The 15,174-nt window shown below is 67.7% G+C and carries 16 protein-coding genes; 13 read left to right on the plus strand and 3 right to left on the minus strand.

Annotated features, from left to right (window positions below; translation table 11 throughout):
- Window positions 1-387: 387 nt before the first annotated feature.
- Complete coding sequence (locus ASC83_RS05240) at window positions 388-1,434, minus strand: porin (protein WP_056059147.1); 1,047 nt, start codon at window positions 1,432-1,434, stop codon at window positions 388-390.
- Between the two features lie 315 nt (window positions 1,435-1,749).
- On the opposite strand from ASC83_RS05240, the gene coq7 reads away from it, so the two are divergent.
- Complete coding sequence (gene coq7 / locus ASC83_RS05245) at window positions 1,750-2,367, plus strand: 2-polyprenyl-3-methyl-6-methoxy-1,4-benzoquinone monooxygenase (RefSeq protein WP_056059955.1); 618 nt, start codon at window positions 1,750-1,752, stop codon at window positions 2,365-2,367.
- Between the two features lie 94 nt (window positions 2,368-2,461).
- Here the strand turns inward: coq7 and ASC83_RS05250 are convergent, their stop codons facing one another.
- On the minus strand, window positions 2,462-2,911 hold the full coding sequence (locus ASC83_RS05250; RefSeq protein WP_056059149.1) for an OsmC family protein: 450 nt from the start codon (window positions 2,909-2,911) through the stop codon (window positions 2,462-2,464).
- Window positions 2,912-3,288: 377 nt separating this feature from the next.
- Here ASC83_RS05250 and ilvA point away from each other — a divergent pair, with 377 nt between their 5' ends.
- The 3 genes from ilvA to ASC83_RS05265 all read left to right on the plus strand — a co-directional run bounded on the left by ilvA (window position 3,289) and on the right by ASC83_RS05265 (window position 6,334).
- Complete coding sequence (gene ilvA / locus ASC83_RS05255) at window positions 3,289-4,848, plus strand: threonine ammonia-lyase, biosynthetic (protein ID WP_056059153.1); 1,560 nt, start codon at window positions 3,289-3,291, stop codon at window positions 4,846-4,848.
- 80 nt (window positions 4,849-4,928) lie between these two features.
- The gene (locus ASC83_RS05260) at window positions 4,929-5,735 is read left to right on the plus strand and encodes an adenosylcobinamide-GDP ribazoletransferase (protein WP_056059156.1); all 807 of its coding nucleotides are present in this window, start codon (window positions 4,929-4,931) and stop codon (window positions 5,733-5,735) included.
- Window positions 5,726-6,334 carry a histidine phosphatase family protein gene (locus ASC83_RS05265; protein WP_056059158.1) on the plus strand — a complete coding sequence of 203 codons (609 nt, stop codon included), beginning with the start codon at window positions 5,726-5,728 and terminating at the stop codon, window positions 6,332-6,334. Before ASC83_RS05260 ends, ASC83_RS05265 begins: the two co-directional genes overlap by 10 nt.
- Window positions 6,335-6,354: 20 nt before the next feature.
- Here ASC83_RS05265 and ASC83_RS05270 read toward each other — a convergent pair whose 3' ends face one another.
- Window positions 6,355-6,804, minus strand: coding sequence for a type II secretion system protein N (locus ASC83_RS05270; protein ID WP_056059159.1), 450 nt, complete (start codon window positions 6,802-6,804; stop codon window positions 6,355-6,357).
- 72 nt (window positions 6,805-6,876) lie between these two features.
- Between ASC83_RS05270 and gspG the strand changes: the two genes are divergently transcribed.
- The 9 genes from gspG (at window position 6,877) to gspD (ending at window position 15,174) form a co-directional block, all read left to right on the plus strand.
- Window positions 6,877-7,317 (plus strand): type II secretion system major pseudopilin GspG, encoded by a 441-nt coding sequence (gene gspG, locus ASC83_RS05275; RefSeq protein WP_156379450.1) that lies wholly within the window; start codon window positions 6,877-6,879, stop codon window positions 7,315-7,317.
- A 174-nt stretch (window positions 7,318-7,491) separates the two neighbouring features.
- Window positions 7,492-7,923, plus strand: a complete 432-nt coding sequence (locus tag ASC83_RS05280) for a prepilin-type N-terminal cleavage/methylation domain-containing protein (protein WP_056059165.1) — start codon at window positions 7,492-7,494, stop codon at window positions 7,921-7,923.
- A gap of 2 nt (window positions 7,924-7,925) precedes the next feature.
- Entirely contained in the window at window positions 7,926-8,294 is a 369-nt protein-coding gene (gene gspI, locus ASC83_RS05285; protein ID WP_056059169.1) for a type II secretion system minor pseudopilin GspI, read from the plus strand.
- Entirely contained in the window at window positions 8,294-9,115 is an 822-nt protein-coding gene (locus ASC83_RS05290) for a type II secretion system protein J (RefSeq protein ID WP_200938899.1), read from the plus strand. The genes gspI and ASC83_RS05290 overlap by 1 nt, the downstream gene beginning before the upstream one ends.
- Window positions 9,112-10,125, plus strand: a complete 1,014-nt coding sequence (gspK, locus tag ASC83_RS05295) for a type II secretion system minor pseudopilin GspK (protein WP_056059171.1) — start codon at window positions 9,112-9,114, stop codon at window positions 10,123-10,125. The genes ASC83_RS05290 and gspK overlap by 4 nt, the downstream gene beginning before the upstream one ends.
- A gap of 83 nt (window positions 10,126-10,208) precedes the next feature.
- Window positions 10,209-11,495 carry a type II secretion system protein GspL gene (gene gspL, locus ASC83_RS05300; protein WP_056059173.1) on the plus strand — a complete coding sequence of 429 codons (1,287 nt, stop codon included), beginning with the start codon at window positions 10,209-10,211 and terminating at the stop codon, window positions 11,493-11,495.
- Window positions 11,492-12,046, plus strand: a complete 555-nt coding sequence (gspM, locus tag ASC83_RS05305) for a type II secretion system protein GspM (protein ID WP_056059176.1) — start codon at window positions 11,492-11,494, stop codon at window positions 12,044-12,046. The genes gspL and gspM overlap by 4 nt, the downstream gene beginning before the upstream one ends.
- Window positions 12,047-12,080: 34 nt before the next feature.
- Window positions 12,081-12,893: a type II secretion system protein N gene (gene gspN / locus ASC83_RS05310; protein ID WP_056059179.1), complete on the plus strand. Its 813-nt coding sequence runs from the start codon at window positions 12,081-12,083 to the stop codon at window positions 12,891-12,893.
- A 4-nt stretch (window positions 12,894-12,897) separates the two neighbouring features.
- Complete coding sequence (gspD, locus tag ASC83_RS05315) at window positions 12,898-15,174, plus strand: type II secretion system secretin GspD (protein ID WP_056059182.1); 2,277 nt, start codon at window positions 12,898-12,900, stop codon at window positions 15,172-15,174.

The raw sequence follows: 15,174 nt of genomic DNA on the forward strand, positions 1-15,174 counted from the left end.
GCCATGCAAGGTTGGTGCCAGCTAAAACTTTTTTGCCCTTGTCCCCGTGGGCCCCTACCACCGCTCGAGGTCGCGATATCGCTTCGCCCATCAGCAAACCGAGTCAGAAGCACTGTAGTCGAGCCTTACCAGCCACTTGGTCTTCTATCCGTCTCGACGGGAGCGCTCGGCGCACGGCAATCAGCCACACCACGAATCTCATCGGCCCGCATGAGCAGTCATGGTTCAGCACGTGAGCCACGAGACCGATTTGGATCACCCAAGTCGATACACAGGCAGTCGCAAGCGACGCACAGACTCACGCAAACAGTTCGAGAAATGAAAAAGCCGCCCGAAGGCGGCTTTTAGGCTTTTGTATCAACAACTGGCCAAAGCCAGCTGACGATATTAGAAGCTGTGACGGATACCGAAGTCGTAACCGTTGGAGTTGTCGTTCACACCAGTCACAGCACCGTTCAGGGATTGAGCAGCGCCGTTCTTGTTGTTCAGGTGAGCGTAGGTTGCGTACAGAGCGGTGCGCTTGGACAGGTTATGCACATAGCCCAGAGCCAGCTTGTTCGTACGGGGATCTGCACCAGGAGTGCTGATCTTGTAGGTGGAGTAAGCCAGACGAATTTCGCCAGCGCCCATGGGGATCAGACCACCGATCAGGAAGCCCTTACCGTCGTTGCCGCCGCTGATCTTGTCTTGGTTGTAGTGAGCCATGATCTTGGCCATGCCCAGATCATATTGACCGCCCAGGTTCACAGCCTTGATGTTGCCAGCCAGGAACTTGGTTTCGGAGAAAGCGATAGCAGCGTTGATGGGGCCGTTAGCGTAACCAGCGCGCAGTGCCAGGCCGTTGCCGTCCTTCTTGTTGGCAGCGTTGCTGTTGTTCTCACCCATGTAGTACTGGGCTTGGCCGTAGAAACCACCCAGATTGCCAGGCAGGAAGTAGCCGATGGAGTTCGAAGCGCGGATGGTGGTAGGGCCGCCCAGGCTGGAGTTCAGGGTTTGGGTGGTGCCCACGCCGTTCGTGCCGAACGGATCGAACACGGTCAGGTTCCAGAATTGGGGGGTGTAGTCACGGCCCAGACGCACTTCACCGAAGCCGCCGTTCAGGCTAACCGTCGAACGACGGTTGAAAGTCAGGCCGCCGCCAGTGCTGGTAGCTGCTTGGTTGTTGGTGTTGGTAACGCCGCCGGTGCCGTTGTCGTTGTTCAGACCAGCTTCGAGCCAGAACGAAGCGGACATGCCGCCACCCAGGTCTTCAACGCCGCGGAAACCCAGACGGCTGCTGTTGTAGCCGGAGTTTGTCAGTTGCGACTTGTTAGAGACGCTGCCGGAACCGTAAGCGTAGGTTGCGTCAACCACGCCGAACAGGGTCACGGAAGATTGAGCCATTGCAGCGCCGGAAGCAGCCAGCACAGCCAGGGCAATCAGGGATTTTTTCATTGCGAGTTACTCCAAGGTTAAACATCGGGCTCCGGTACGGGGGGTCTATGGTGAAAGCACCTGCACAGTCCCGCCGGTTTCCCGGGCCAACCTCCTGGTGGGGAAGTTGCTCTTATTGCACCAGACCCGGCCGGGTTTCGCAAAGGAATTCACCCACAATCGCCCCGAAAGGGGAAATTCGTTGCAGTGTTGCAACATTTCAGTGCGCACGGGCAAAATCACGATTGCTGCATGCAACTCCTGTGCCTTGCCTTGTGGTTTTTTGTATCCAAGTGCAATTTGTGTTTCGACACCATTGCCTCCCGAAAGCTTTCCATGGACGCTTTTTTGACTGCCGCAGACAACGCGCTGCGCACACTGTTTGCCCAACCCCGCGCTTCCGAGCAGACACCGGCCCACGGTGTGCCCGAGGCGTCGCTGGATCCCGCACAGAAAAAACTGGCGGGGGCCCTGATGCGGGTGAATCATGTGGGAGAAGTGTGCGCCCAGGCACTCTACAGCGCGCAGGCGGCGGTCACCCGCGACCCCGCCCTGCGGGACCACCTGCAGGCAGCGGCGCGCGAAGAAACCGATCACCTAGCCTGGACGCAACAGCGCCTGGACGCGCTGGGTGCCCGCCCCAGCCTGCTCAACCCTCTGTGGTTCGCAGGGGCTTTTGCGCTCGGACTGGTGGCCGCCAAGGTCAGTGACCGGGCCAACCTGGGGTTCGTGGTGGAAACAGAAACCCAGGTGGCCTCGCATCTGCAAAGCCACCTTGACCGGCTTCCCGAGCAGGATCAGGCGTCAAGGGCCGTGGTCGCCCGGATGAAGCAGGACGAGGAGCGGCACGCAGACCAGGCCCGCGCCGCCGGTGCGCTGGAATTGCCCGCCCCGGTGCGCCTTGCCATGAAAGGCGCCGCGAAGGTAATGACCACCACGGCGCACTATCTTTGAACCCCAAGCTGGTTCACGCGGGCAGCAGGCGTACCAAAACATACGCGCCGCAACCCGCTCAGCCTGGCAGTCCAGACCACTACACGCCGCCCCCTCAGGCCTCCAGCACTTCGAAGCCGGTGGTGATTTCGGCTGTCTTGCCCAGCATGATGCTGGCCGAGCAGTACTTGTCATGACTCATGGCAATCGCGCGCTCCACGGCGGCCGGGGGAATGCCCTTGCCCGTGACGGTGAAGTGCATGTGGATCTTGGTGAACACCTTCGGGTCGGTCTCGGCACGTTCCGTCGTCAACTTGACGCTGCAGCCGCGCACGTCATGGCGGCCGCGCTTGAGGATCAGCACCACGTCATAGGCGGTGCACCCGCCCGTGCCCGCCAGCACGGTCTCCATGGGCCGGGGCGCCAGGTTCTGGCCGCCGTTGGCGGGGTTGGCGGCATCGGGGGCGCCATCCATGGTCAAAACATGGCCGCTGCCGGTCTCGGCCACAAAACCCATGCCAGAACGGGTTCCCGCCCCGCCGGTCCAACTGACTGTGCATTCCATTTGTGTTTCTCCTGTGTGACACGTGGTTTTTTTCGCACGGAAAACCGAAACGAAAAGAATTTGATGCGAATTTTGCTGCATCGCAACAAGACTCGCGCTAAACTTCGTCCATGCGCTGCCGCTTTCGAACAGAAAGGAACCGGCAGGCGGCAAGAAGCCCGAAACCCGGCACTTGCCTCGCACCGATTGTCTCCTCCATCTCCTCAAAGGATGGATTAGCCCCAGGCCTCACGGCCCGGGGCTTTTTTTTGCCCGCTCGCACCGTCCCACGGCAGGTTGCCGTCCCGGATGCCTCGGCCCCTCGCCAGGGCGACGCCCTATGATGTGGGCCCCCGCCCGCCGCCCTGCGCCGGTGGGGCTCTCCTCCTGCACCTGCCATGACCCAGCACCTCACCCCCGCCGACTACCTCAAGAAAATCCTGACTGCCCGCGTGTACGACGTGGCGGTGGAGTCGGCGCTGGAGCCCGCCAAGAACCTCAGCCGCCGCCTGCACAACAAGGTACTCCTGAAGCGCGAAGACCAGCAGCCCGTGTTCAGCTTCAAGCTGCGGGGCGCTTACAACAAGATGGCGCACCTCACGCCCGAGCAGCTGCAGCGCGGCGTGATCTGCGCCTCGGCCGGCAACCACGCCCAGGGCGTGGCCATGAGCGCCCACCGACTGGGCACGCGCGCCGTGATCGTGATGCCCACCACCACACCGCAGCTCAAGATTGATGCCGTAAAGACGCTCGGTGGCGAGGTCGTGCTGTTTGGCGAGAGCTATTCCGACGCCTACGGCCATTCCGTCCAGCTGGAAAAGGAACAGGGCCTGACCTTCGTGCACCCGTTCGACGACCCGGACGTGATTGCCGGCCAGGGCACCATCGCCATGGAGATCCTGCGCCAGCTGCAAAGCCTGGGCAGCAACCAGCTCGATGCCGTGTTCGTGGCCATTGGCGGCGGCGGACTCATCTCGGGTGTGGCCAACTACATCAAGGCCGTGCGCCCCGAGATCAAGGTGATCGGGGTGCAGATGAACGACTCGGACGCCATGATCCAGTCGGTGCAGGCCCATGAGCGCGTGACGCTGGCCGATGTGGGCCTGTTCTCCGACGGCACGGCCGTGAAGCTGGTGGGCGAGGAAACCTTCCGCGTGGCACAGGGCCTGGTGGATGACTACATCACCGTCGATACCGACGCCGTCTGCGCCGCCATCAAGGACATCTTTGTGGACACGCGCAGCATCGTCGAGCCCGCAGGCGCTCTGGCGGTGGCGGCCATCAAACAATATGTGGCCAAGAACAAGACCAAGGGCGAGACCTACGCGGCTATCCTCTGCGGCGCCAACATGAACTTCGACCGGCTGCGCTTCGTGGCCGAGCGGGCTGAGGTGGGCGAGGAGCGCGAGGCGCTGCTCGCTGTCACCATTCCGGAAGAGCGCGGCAGCTTCCGCCGCTTCTGCGAGGTGGTGGGCGGCCTGCCCGGCGGCCCGCGCAACGTGACCGAATTCAACTACCGCATCAGCGACGCCGCCCGCGCCCATGTGTTCGTGGGCCTGACCACCAACGGCAAGGGCGAATCGGAAAAGATCGCCAAGAACTTCAACCGCCACGGTTTCGAGGCGCTGGACCTGACGCACGACGAGCTGGCCAAGGAACACCTGCGCCACCTGGTGGGCGGGCACTCGGCGCTGGCGCAGGACGAGCGCCTGATGCGCTTCACCTTCCCCGAGCGGCCCGGTGCGCTGCTCAAATTTTTGAGCCTGATGCAGCCGACCTGGAACATCAGCCTGTTCCACTACCGCAACCAGGGCGCGGACTATGGCCGCATCCTGGTGGGCATGCAGGTGCCGCCCGAAGACAAGGCGGCCTTCGACGCCTTCCTGGCCACGCTGGGCTACCCCTATGTGGAAGAAACGCTGAACCCGGCCTACCGCCTGTTCTTGCGGTCCAAATAATGCCAAAAATGGCTGCAAGCGCTAGTTGAATATGCCCTAGCAGCTATCAAAAAAGAAGCATCAAACCCCCACTGCACACCATGCAAGCCCTGCGCCACTACCTGCTGGCCGTGCAGTTCTTCACCCGCATCCCCGTCACTGGGCGGCTGGCGAACTGGGTGGGCTACAGCCCGGCCATGCTGCGGGCCAGCGCGGCGCACTTTCCGGGCATCGGCTGGCTGGCGGCGCTGCTGTCCGCCGCCGTGTATGCCGCGCTGCACTGGGCGCTGGCGCCCAACCCGCTGGCCCCGGCTGTGGCGGCGGTGTTCTGCACCATTGCCACGGTGCTGATGACCGGCGGTTTCCATGAAGACGGCCTGGCCGACGTGGCCGACGGTCTGGGCGGCAGCTACGACCGCGAACGGGCGCTGGACATCATGAAGGACTCGCGCATCGGCGCCTTCGGGGCCATGGCGCTGGTGCTGGCGCTGCTGGCCAAGCTCAGCCTGCTGGCGCTGCTGGGGGCGCACAGCCTGCCCGTGGCGCTGGCGGCCCTGGTCGGCGCGCACGTGTTGTCGCGCTTTTGGCCCCTGCTCATCGTGCGCAGCCTGCCGCATGTGGGCGACACGGCGCGCTCCAAAAGCAAGCCGCTGGCCGATCAGATCTCGGGCACTGCACTGGTCGCAGCGCTTTTGTGGTGTTTTCCGCCCCTTGCGATAGTCGGATATGCCCAGACAGCTCTCTTTTTGGTAGCACCCATCGCTCTCAGCGCGCTCTGCGCGGGCTGGATGGCGCGCTGGTTCGCCCGACGGCTGCAAGGCTTCACCGGCGACTGCCTGGGCGCCACGCAGCAGGTGAGCGAAATCGGGTTCTACCTGGGCGCGGCCATCGCACTGCGATGGCTATAACGCCCTCCCCCGCCGCCACCAGCAGCCGCCTGTGGCTGGTGCGCCATGCGGCCCCGCTGGTTGCCCCGGGCACCTGTTACGGCGCTCTGGACGTGCCGGCCGACGCGCAAGCCACCCGCGCTGCGGCAGAGCGCTTGGCAACGGCCCTGCCCCCGGGGGGGCGCGCTGCGTGCGTGGCGTATTCCACGCTACAAAGATGTGAGCTGCTGGCGCAAGAATTACAAGCGCTCAGACCGGATTTGACCTTCACTCCCGACGCCCGGCTGCGCGAGATGGACTTCGGCCGCTGGGAAGGGCAGCCCTGGGACGCCATCGGCAAAAGTGCCATCGACACCTGGGTGGCCGGGTTCGCCACCCACGCACCCGGCGGGGGCGAAAGCCTGGCCCACATGCTGCACCGCGTGGCGGCAGCCCTGCAGACCGCCCAGGCGTGGCGCACTGAACAGGGCGTGAATGAGGTGGTGTGGATCACCCACGCCGGAGTGGCCCGCTGCGTGGCCTGGTTGCAGGAGCGGGGTGAGAGCGCCCTGCCCCGCTCAGAGGATTGGCCGGTGGCGGCGCCGGGCTGGGGGGAATGGGAAATCAGGGAACTGGCCTGAAGCTGTAGGCCAGCAGGTGCCTAGTTCTTAAGCGGCATGTCCAGCGTCACCGTAGCGGGTCCGCCCATGCTGGTCCCCAGTTGCGCCTGGCGGGGGCCCAGGGCCTGCAACACCAGGCCTTCGTCCACCGCAGCGCCCACGCGGAAGGGCTTGGCGGGCTTGCCGTCCACGGCAATCAGTGCCGCACCGCCGCCGCTGCTGCGCCCCGACAGCACCCCGATCAGAGTGAACCGGCTCGCGGTGGGTGCCACCGGCGCTGCCACGCCAGAGGCTGCAGGCGCAGCACCCAGCAAACGCGCCAGCGCCTGCGCGTCCATGGCCACCGGGGCGGGCGCCACTGCCGGGGCGGAGGACGCGGACGAAGGCGCCGACAGGCGCAGCCCCCAATAGACCACACTGGCGCCGGCTGCTGCCCAGAGCACCAGAGTCCCCAGGCGGACGCCCCATTTGCTGTACGTATTGGTCACCATGCGGGGATTATGATTCACGCGATTCGACCATCCGAGAGACCGCCAGCAGTGAACACTTCTTTCTCCCTCCTCGTGCGTTCCGCCCCCCGCCACGTTGCCAAGTCCGTGGCCCGTGGTTTCACCCTCATCGAGCTGATGGTGGTTCTGGTGATCATCGGCGTGCTGGCCGCGCTGATCGTGCCCAACGTGCTCGAGCGTGCCGACGACGCCCGCGTGACGGCCGCCCGCACCGACATCACCAACATCATGCAGGCGCTCAAGCTCTACCGCCTGGACAACCAGCGCTACCCCACGGCCGAGCAAGGCCTGCAGTCGCTGGTCATCAAGCCCACTGCGGGCCCCGTACCCGGCAACTGGAAGCTGTACCTGGAAAAGCTGCCCAACGACCCCTGGGGCCGCCCTTACCAATACCTCAACCCCGGCATCAAGGGCGAGATCGACGTGATGTCGTTCGGCGCCGATGGCCAGTCGGGCGGCGAAGGCAAGGACGCCGATATTGGCAGCTGGCAGTAAAGAAATGTGGCCCCCACGGTCGTGCACTGGCGTGTCACTCCCTGCTCCCCACAGCAGGCTCGCCCCGCGCTTCGCTGGTGCATGGGGCCGGGCCTTGCTTGGGGCGGCCCGGCGCTGCGGCCATCCGCCTGGTGGATACGCCGTGACCGTTGCGACCTCCCATCGCGCAGCTCCATGAACCGCTCGCGCGGATTCACCCTCCTGGAGCTGCTGGTGGTCATCAGCATCATGGCGCTGGCCACGGCGGGCGTGGGGCTGGCGATGCGCGATGGCGGACAGACGCAGCTGGAGCGGGAAGCCGCACGGCTGGCGGCGCTGCTCGAATCCGCGCGTGCACAGTCCCGCGCAGGGGGCATCCCCGTGCGCTGGCGCGCGCTGCCGGGGGGCTTCCGCTTTGAAGGGCTGCCGCGCAGCGCGCAGGCCGCCCTGCCCAACCAGTGGCTGGACCCTGGCACCGTGGTGCGCGGGCCGGCAGTGCTGCTACTGGGCCCCGAGCCCCTGATCGGCCCGCAGCAGGTGCTGATCACCCACCAGTCCTCCCCCGACCGCACCCTGCGCATTGCCACCGACGGCGTGCGCCCGTTTTCCGTGGATGCGGTGCAGTGAGGATGCGCCGCCCTCTCATCGGCCACCGGGGTTTCACGCTGGTGGAAGTGCTGGTGGCGCTGGCCATCGTGGCCATTGCCCTCATGGCGGGGCTGCAGGCCACGACGGCGCTCACGCGCAACGCCCTGCGGCAGTCCGACATCGTGCTCGCGCAGCTGTGCGCGGAGAACGAGCTGGTCAAGGCCCGGCTCTCGCGCCAGATGCCCAGTGTGGGTGACAGCAACCTGACCTGCGAGCAGGCCGGGCGCCAGCTGCAGGTGGTGACCATCGTGCGGCCTACGCCCAACCCGAGTTTTCGGCGCATCGATGCGCAGGTGCTGGACGGGGACAACTCCATCCTGCGCCTCTCCACCATCATTGGAAGGTATTGATGGAACACCCCCCTGAGGCCCTGCGGGCCTTCCCCCCGCTCTCGCATTGCTGCGCAATGCGGGCAGGGGGACGCCGCCAGCGCGGCGGGGCGGCCCTTGCGCGGCGTCCGCTGGCCCGGGCCGCGCCAGTTGCTCAGGCCCCGCGCCGGCGCCTCAGCAGTGGGGGCACGGCCCCGCTCGGCTTCACACTCATCGAGTTGCTGGTCGCGATCAGCGTCATGGCGTTGATTGCCATCCTGAGCTGGCGCGGGCTCGATGGCATGGTGCGGGCGCAGGAGTCCACGCGCCAGCGGGCAGACGAGATGCTGGTGCTGCAGGCTGCGCTGGGGCAGTGGGGTACGGACCTGGACGCCCTGATGCCCGTTGCCAACACCACGCCGCTGGACTGGGACGGCCAGGTGCTGCGCCTCACCCGCCGCAGCAGCGCCGTGCCCGACGAGGGTGCGCTGGTGGTGGCCTGGACCCGCCGCAACAACAACCAGGGCGTGGGCCAGTGGCTGCGCTGGCAGTCGCCGCCGGTGCGCACCCGCGACGACTGGCGGCAGGCCTGGGAGCAGGCCGCCCAGTGGGCGCGTACGCCGGGCGACGCCGAGCGGCGCTACGAGGTGACGCTGCTGCCGCTCGACAGCTGGCAGATCTTCTACTACCGGGGCGGCGCGTGGTCCAACCCGCAGTCGAGCACGGGCACCCCGTCGGGCGACAGCACCTCGGCCATTCCGGACGGCATCCGCCTGCAGATCACCCTGCCCCCGGGCCAGGCGCTGGCAGGCCAGCTGACGCGCGACTGGGTCAACCCCGCGCTGGGCGGAGGCAGGACATGAGCCCCCACCTGAACGCGCGTTGCCGGTGCCAGTGGCACAGACGCAAGGAGCACGGCGCCGCCCTGCTCGCCGCCATGCTCACCGTCACGCTGGTCGCCACCTTTGCAGCCGCTGCGATGTGGCAGCAGTGGCGCGCAGTGGAGGTCGAGACGGCCGAGCGCAGCCACGTGCAGTCCACCTGGATTTTGGTCGGTGCGCTCGACTGGTCGCGGCTCATCCTGCGCGAGGATGGGCGCTCCGGCGGGGCCGACCACTTGGCCGAACCCTGGGCCATCCCTCTGCAGGAGGCCCGGCTGTCCACCTTCCTCGCGGCCGACAAGAACGTGACCCAGGTGGACGACGCCAGCACCGACACCACCGAGGCCTTCCTGTCCGGCCAGATCACCGACCTGCAGGGCCGCCTGAACATCACCAACCTCGCGGAGGGCGGGCAGGTGCAGGCCGTGGCGCTGCGGCAGTTCACCCGATTGTTCGAGCGCCTGGGCCTGCCCGGACAGCAGCTGAGCGTGCTGATCGACGGCCTGCGCCGCGCGCAAGCGGGTGCGGGCGCCGACAGCGGCTCCGCCCCCCTGCTGCCACCCAGCGTGACCCAGCTGGGGTGGCTGGGCCTGACCCCGGCCACGGTGGCGGCGCTCGCCCCCCATGTGACGCTGCTGCCCGTGCGCACCCCAGTCAATCTGAACACCGCCGACATCAACGTGCTCATGGCCGCCATCGACGGGCTGGACAGCGCCACGGCCCAGAAGATCGTGCAGACCCGCGAGGCGCGGCATTTCCGCAACCTCAGCGACGTGCGCGACCTGGTGGGTGCCAGCATCGACATCAACGAAAGTGCCCATGCCGTGGCCTCGTCGTACTTTGAAGTGCGGGGCCGCCTGCGCCTGGGCGATGCGATGGTGGACGAGCGCTCTTTGGTGCGCAAACAGGGCATCGACGTGACCACACTGTGGCGCGAACGCGGCGCCTTCGACCGGGAAACCACGCAACTGCTGCCCGGGGCACAGCGCTGAGGGTGTAACAACCCTCACACTGCCCCCACCCACACCGCCGCTGCGTCACGCCCGCCCCCTAAAATGGCCCGCAAAACCCGCCCATGAGCACCCTGATCCTTTTCCTGCCGCCGGCCCGCCCGGGACCCGCCTCCGAGTACGCCTACACGCTCACGGCAGACGGCCATTCCGCCCTCCAGCACGCCACCGCACCCGCTGCCCTGCTGCCCGAGCCCACCCGCCCCGGCGGCGAGGTCGTGGCCGTGGTGCCCGCACGGGCGCTGTCGTGGCAGCGCGTGACCATTCCGGCCGGTGTGCCGCTGGGCGCCGGCCAGCAGACGCCCCGGCTGCGCTCGGTGCTGGAAGGCCTGCTGGAAGACCGCGTGCTGGACGATGCCAGCCAACTGCACTTTGCGCTGCAACCCGGCGCACAAAGCCGCGCGCAGGCTGGCGAGCCGGTGTGGGTGGCCGTGTGCGACCGCGCCTGGCTGCGCGAACACTTGCAGGCACTGGAGGCCGCAGGCCGCCGCGTGGCCCGCGTGGTGCCCGAATTTGCGCCCGGCCCCACAGCCAGCGGCCAGCCCGAGCTGTGTGCCCTGGGCACGCCCGAAGAGGCCTATGTGGTGCTCACCGGCCATGGCACCGACCAAGGCGTGGCGGTGCTGCCGCTGACCCCCATGGCCCTGACCCTGGCACGCGCCGGACTGCCGACCGCTGACAATGGCGACGACCAGGCCCTCATAGTCCGCGCCGAGCCCGCCGTGGCCGCGCTGGCCGAACGCACCCTGGGCCAACAAGGCCAACGCATTGCCCTGCACACCACCAGCCAGCGCGCGCTCGATGCCGCCCGCGGCGACTGGGACCTGGCGCAGTTCGACCTGTCCAGCACCAGCAGCACCCGCGCGCTGCGCAAAGTGGGCAGCGCGCTGAGCGCGGCGCTGTATGCCCCGCAGTGGCGTGCAGCCCGCTGGGGCGCGGGCGTGCTGGTGGTGGCGCACCTGGTGGGGCTCAATGCCTGGGCCTGGCAAGAACGGCAGGCGCTGACTGCCAAGCAGGCCAGCGTACGCAACACCTTGACCCAGACCTTCCCCAAAGTGCAGGTGGTGGTCGATGCGCCGGTGCAGATGGAGCGCGAACTCGCCCAGCTGCGGCAGGCTGCCGGCAGCGTGTCGGCGCGCGACCTGGAGCCCCTGCTGGCAGCAGCCGGTGCGGCCTTGCCCGATGGCCGCCTGCCCAGCAGCATCGAATACACCCCCGGAGAGCTGCGCCTGCGCGGCGTGACCCTTGCGCCCGATGAAGAATCTGTGGTGTCTGGCCGCCTGCAAGCCGCCGGGTACCGTGCCCGCGTGGACGATGGCAGCCTGTTGCTGCGCACCGAGGTGAGCCCATGACCCGATCCTCCGCCCTCCAGGACCGCTGGAAAGCCCTGGCGCCCCGCGAGCAGAACCTGGTGCTGGCCGCCGGCATGGTGGTGGCGCTGGCCCTGCTGTGGTGGGTGGCCGTCGCCCCCGCACTCGGCACCTTGCGCGCCGCGCCCGCGCGGCACGCCGCACTCGACGTCCAGCTGCAGCGCATGCAAGGCCTGCAGGCCGAGGCCCAGCAGCTGCAGGCCACACCCGCCACCAGCCCCGGCGATGCCGTGGGTGCGCTGCGCACCGCCCTCACGCAGCGCATGGGCAACACGGCTCAGCTCAACGTGGCGGGCGACCGCGCCACGGTCACGCTCAAAGGGGCTTCGGCCGACGCGCTGGCCCAATGGCTGGCCCAAGCCCGCAGCAACGCCCGCGCCGCGCCGCTGGAAGCGCGGCTGACCCGCAGCGCAGCCCCTGCTGCTGCGGCGCCCACCGGCAATGCGCCCATCACCCTGGGCAGCGCGCCCGTGGCCATGCCCCGCTGGGATGGCACCGTGGTGCTGGCCCTGCCCACCGCCCCGGCCCGCTGACCCGCGGACTGACCTGAACAATACATTCCCCACAGTGGCCCGCAACCTCCGTCCGACACGTCCCGCCCCCCGCTCCGCCCCCCGCACGGCGTGGGGCTGGGCATGGGCCGGTGCGCTGGCCGGCGTGCTGCCCGCCGTGGCGGCCTTTGCGCCCGCGCACTGGCTGGCCGGCGGCGTGGCCCGCGCCACCCAGGGACAGGTGCTGTTGCTGCAGCCAAGGGGCACGGTATGGACCGGCTCGGCCCAACTGGTGTTGACTGGTGGCCAGGCCAGCAAAGACAGCGCCGCCCTGCCCGGCCGGGTGGACTGGCAGCTGCGCCCCACCTGGGGCGGGCTAAGCGCCCAACTGCACGCAGGCTGCTGCACGCCCGAGCCCCTGCGGGCCCAGGTGCACCTGCGCTGGGCCGGCCCGCAAATCACTGTGGCCGACGGCCAGAGCCAGTGGCCTGCGGCCTTGCTGGCGGGCCTGGGCACCCCCTGGAACACCCTGCAGCCGCAGGGACAGCTGGCACTGCAGACACGCGCGCTGACGGCGCAATGGGCTGCTGGCCGCATGGTGCTGTCGGGCCAGGCCCAGATGGATGCGCGGGCCATGTCCTCGCGCCTGTCCACCCTGCGCCCCATGGGCAGCTACCGGCTGGTGCTGCAGGGCGGCGAGGTGCCCACGCTCGCCCTCAGCACCCTCGACGGGGCCCTACAACTGAGCGGCAGCGGCCAGTGGGTGGGCAACCGCCTGCGCTTTGCAGGCGAGGCCAGCGCCACCCCCGAGCGGGAGGCCGCGCTGTCCAATCTTCTGAACATCATCGGACGGCGCAATGGCGCGCGCTCCATCATCACCGTGGGTTGAATCTATGACTTTCCTGTTTGCTCCACGCCTGCGCTTCACTCTCAAAACCATAGCAGTCAGCGCAATATTTACCTGCGCCAGTGGCCAGATTGGCGCCCAAACGGCGGTGGACACCCGCACCGGCAGCGTGCGCCCCAGCGAACCCGTCACGCTCAACTTTGCCAACGCCGAGATCGAGGCCGTGGCCCGCACCATGGCCACCATCACCGGCCGCAACGTGGTGGTGGACCCACGGGTCAAAGGCCAGCTCAACCTCGTGACCGAGCGCGCAGTGACGCCTGCCGCCGCGTTCCAGCAGTTCCTGGCCGCGCTGCGCCTGCAAGGCTTCACGGTGGTGGAGGCGGCCGGCTTGTACAAGGTGGTGCCCGAGGCCGACGCCAAGCTGCAGGGCGGCAGCGTGAGCGTGGTGCAGGGCAACGCGGGCAGCGCGCCCGGCGGCGGGCAAATCGTCACGCAGATCTTCAAGCTCAACTTCGAAAACGCTGCCAATCTGGTGCCGGTGCTGCGCCCGCTCATCAGCCCCAACAACACCATCAACGTGAACCCAGGCAACAACTCGCTGGTGATCACCGACTATGCCGACAACCTGCAGCGCCTGGCGCGCATCGTGGCGGCCATGGATGTGTCCAACGCCAGCGATGTGGAGGTGATTCCGCTCAAGAACGCGATTGCCAGCGACCTGGCACCGCTGGTGTCGCGCCTGATCGACGGCGGCAGCGCCAACGGGGGTGCCGCAGCCGCGGCCGCGCCCGGCCAGGCCGACACCGCGTTCAAGACCACCCTCATCGCCGAGCCGCGCAGCAACTCGCTGATCCTGCGTGCCGCCAACCCGGCCCGCGTGGCCCAGGTGCGCGCCCTGGTGGCCCAGCTGGACCAGGCCCCCGCGCCGGGCAGCAGCGCGGCCAGCGGCAACATCCATGTGGTCTACCTCAAGAACGCCGACGCCACCAAGCTGGCCACCACCCTGCGCGCCGCCATGGCGGCCATGGGTGGCGGCAATGGCGGTGCGGCCAGCAGCGGTGGCGGTGCCAGCTCGCCCGCACCCAGCACGGGGCTGAGCACCGGGGGCATGCTGTCCACCAACGGCAGCTCGTCCGGCAGCAGCACCAGCGGCGGCCTGGGCTCCAGCACCAGCGCCATGGGCACCAGCAGCACCAACAACAACCAGCCCTCCACCGGCGGTCAGATCCAGGCCGACCCCACCACCAACTCGCTCATCATCACGGCGCCCGAGCCGCTGTACCGCCAGCTGCGCGACGTGATCGACAAGCTCGACGGCCGCCGCGCGCAGGTGCTGGTCGAAAGCCTGATCGTCGAGGTCTCCGCCAACAAGGTGGCCGAGTTCGGCATCCAGTGGCAAGGCGTTCTGGGCAAGAACGGTGATGGCACTGTGGGCGTGATCGGTACCAACTCCGGCCAGGCCGGCATGAACATCCTCAACGCCACGGCCGCGCTCGCAACGGGCAACTACGCATCGCTGGCTGGCAGCAGCGGCCTGGGCACAGGCCTGAACCTGGGGCTGGCCCCGCGCATCAACGGGCAGTACTACCTGGGCGCGCTGGCGAACTTCCTGCAGAACAGCGGCGATGCCAATGTGCTCTCCACCCCCAACCTGATGACGCTGGACAACGAAGAGGCGCGCATCATCATCGGCAACAACGTGCCCTTCGTGACCGGCTCGTACGCCAACAGCACCGGCAGCAGCACGGTGAACCCGTTCACCACGGTGGAGCGCAAGGATGTGGGCCTCATGCTCAAGGTGCGTCCGCAGATCAGCGAGAACGGCACGGTGAAGATGGCGATCTACCAGGAGGTCTCCAAGATCGACACCGCCACGCTGAGCAACGCCAACGGCCCCACCACCAGCAAGCGCTCCATCGAGTCGAACGTGGTGGTGGACGATGGCAGCATCATCGTGATTGGCGGCCTGCTGGAAGACAGCTACTCGCAAGGCCAGGACAAGGTGCCGGTGATGGGCGACATCCCGGTGCTGGGCAACCTGTTCCGCAGCGAGAACCGCACCCGCAACAAGACCAACCTGATGGTCTTCCTGCGCCCCATTGTGGTGCGCGACAACGCCACCAGCGACGCATTGATGATGGACCGCTACGAGGCCATCCGCGCGCTGCAGCAGACCACCCAGCCCGCGCCCAGCGTGGTGATGAAGTCGGTGTCGGGCGCACCCATCCTGCCCGCACTGCCACGACGCACAGATCCCGGCGCAGCCACCGTGCCTGCGCAGCCGCTGGCGCCCCTGCCCGCAGAGACCTCGCCACGCTGA

The sequence above is a fragment of the Acidovorax sp. Root402 genome (assembly GCF_001425125.1).
In the GTDB taxonomy this organism is placed as follows: Bacteria; Pseudomonadota; Gammaproteobacteria; order Burkholderiales; family Burkholderiaceae_C; genus Acidovorax; species Acidovorax delafieldii.

What these genes read in the sequence shown, in the direction of transcription:
- ASC83_RS05240 (WP_056059147.1), bottom strand. Translation starts at nt 1,434, where the DNA reads ATGAAAAAATCCCTGATTGCCCTGGCTGTGCTGGCTGCTTCCGGCGCT.
- coq7 (WP_056059955.1), top strand. Translation starts at nt 1,750, where the DNA reads ATGGACGCTTTTTTGACTGCCGCAGACAACGCGCTGCGCACACTGTTT.
- ASC83_RS05250 (WP_056059149.1), bottom strand. Translation starts at nt 2,911, where the DNA reads ATGGAATGCACAGTCAGTTGGACCGGCGGGGCGGGAACCCGTTCTGGC.
- ilvA (WP_056059153.1), top strand. Translation starts at nt 3,289, where the DNA reads ATGACCCAGCACCTCACCCCCGCCGACTACCTCAAGAAAATCCTGACT.
- ASC83_RS05260 (WP_056059156.1), top strand. Translation starts at nt 4,929, where the DNA reads ATGCAAGCCCTGCGCCACTACCTGCTGGCCGTGCAGTTCTTCACCCGC.
- ASC83_RS05265 (WP_056059158.1), top strand. Translation starts at nt 5,726, where the DNA reads ATGGCTATAACGCCCTCCCCCGCCGCCACCAGCAGCCGCCTGTGGCTG.
- ASC83_RS05270 (WP_056059159.1), bottom strand. Translation starts at nt 6,804, where the DNA reads ATGGTGACCAATACGTACAGCAAATGGGGCGTCCGCCTGGGGACTCTG.
- ASC83_RS05280 (WP_056059165.1), top strand. Translation starts at nt 7,492, where the DNA reads ATGAACCGCTCGCGCGGATTCACCCTCCTGGAGCTGCTGGTGGTCATC.
- gspI (WP_056059169.1), top strand. Translation starts at nt 7,926, where the DNA reads ATGCGCCGCCCTCTCATCGGCCACCGGGGTTTCACGCTGGTGGAAGTG.
- ASC83_RS05290 (WP_200938899.1), top strand. Translation starts at nt 8,294, where the DNA reads ATGGAACACCCCCCTGAGGCCCTGCGGGCCTTCCCCCCGCTCTCGCAT.
- gspK (WP_056059171.1), top strand. Translation starts at nt 9,112, where the DNA reads ATGAGCCCCCACCTGAACGCGCGTTGCCGGTGCCAGTGGCACAGACGC.
- gspL (WP_056059173.1), top strand. Translation starts at nt 10,209, where the DNA reads ATGAGCACCCTGATCCTTTTCCTGCCGCCGGCCCGCCCGGGACCCGCC.
- gspM (WP_056059176.1), top strand. Translation starts at nt 11,492, where the DNA reads ATGACCCGATCCTCCGCCCTCCAGGACCGCTGGAAAGCCCTGGCGCCC.
- gspD (WP_056059182.1), top strand. Translation starts at nt 12,898, where the DNA reads ATGACTTTCCTGTTTGCTCCACGCCTGCGCTTCACTCTCAAAACCATA.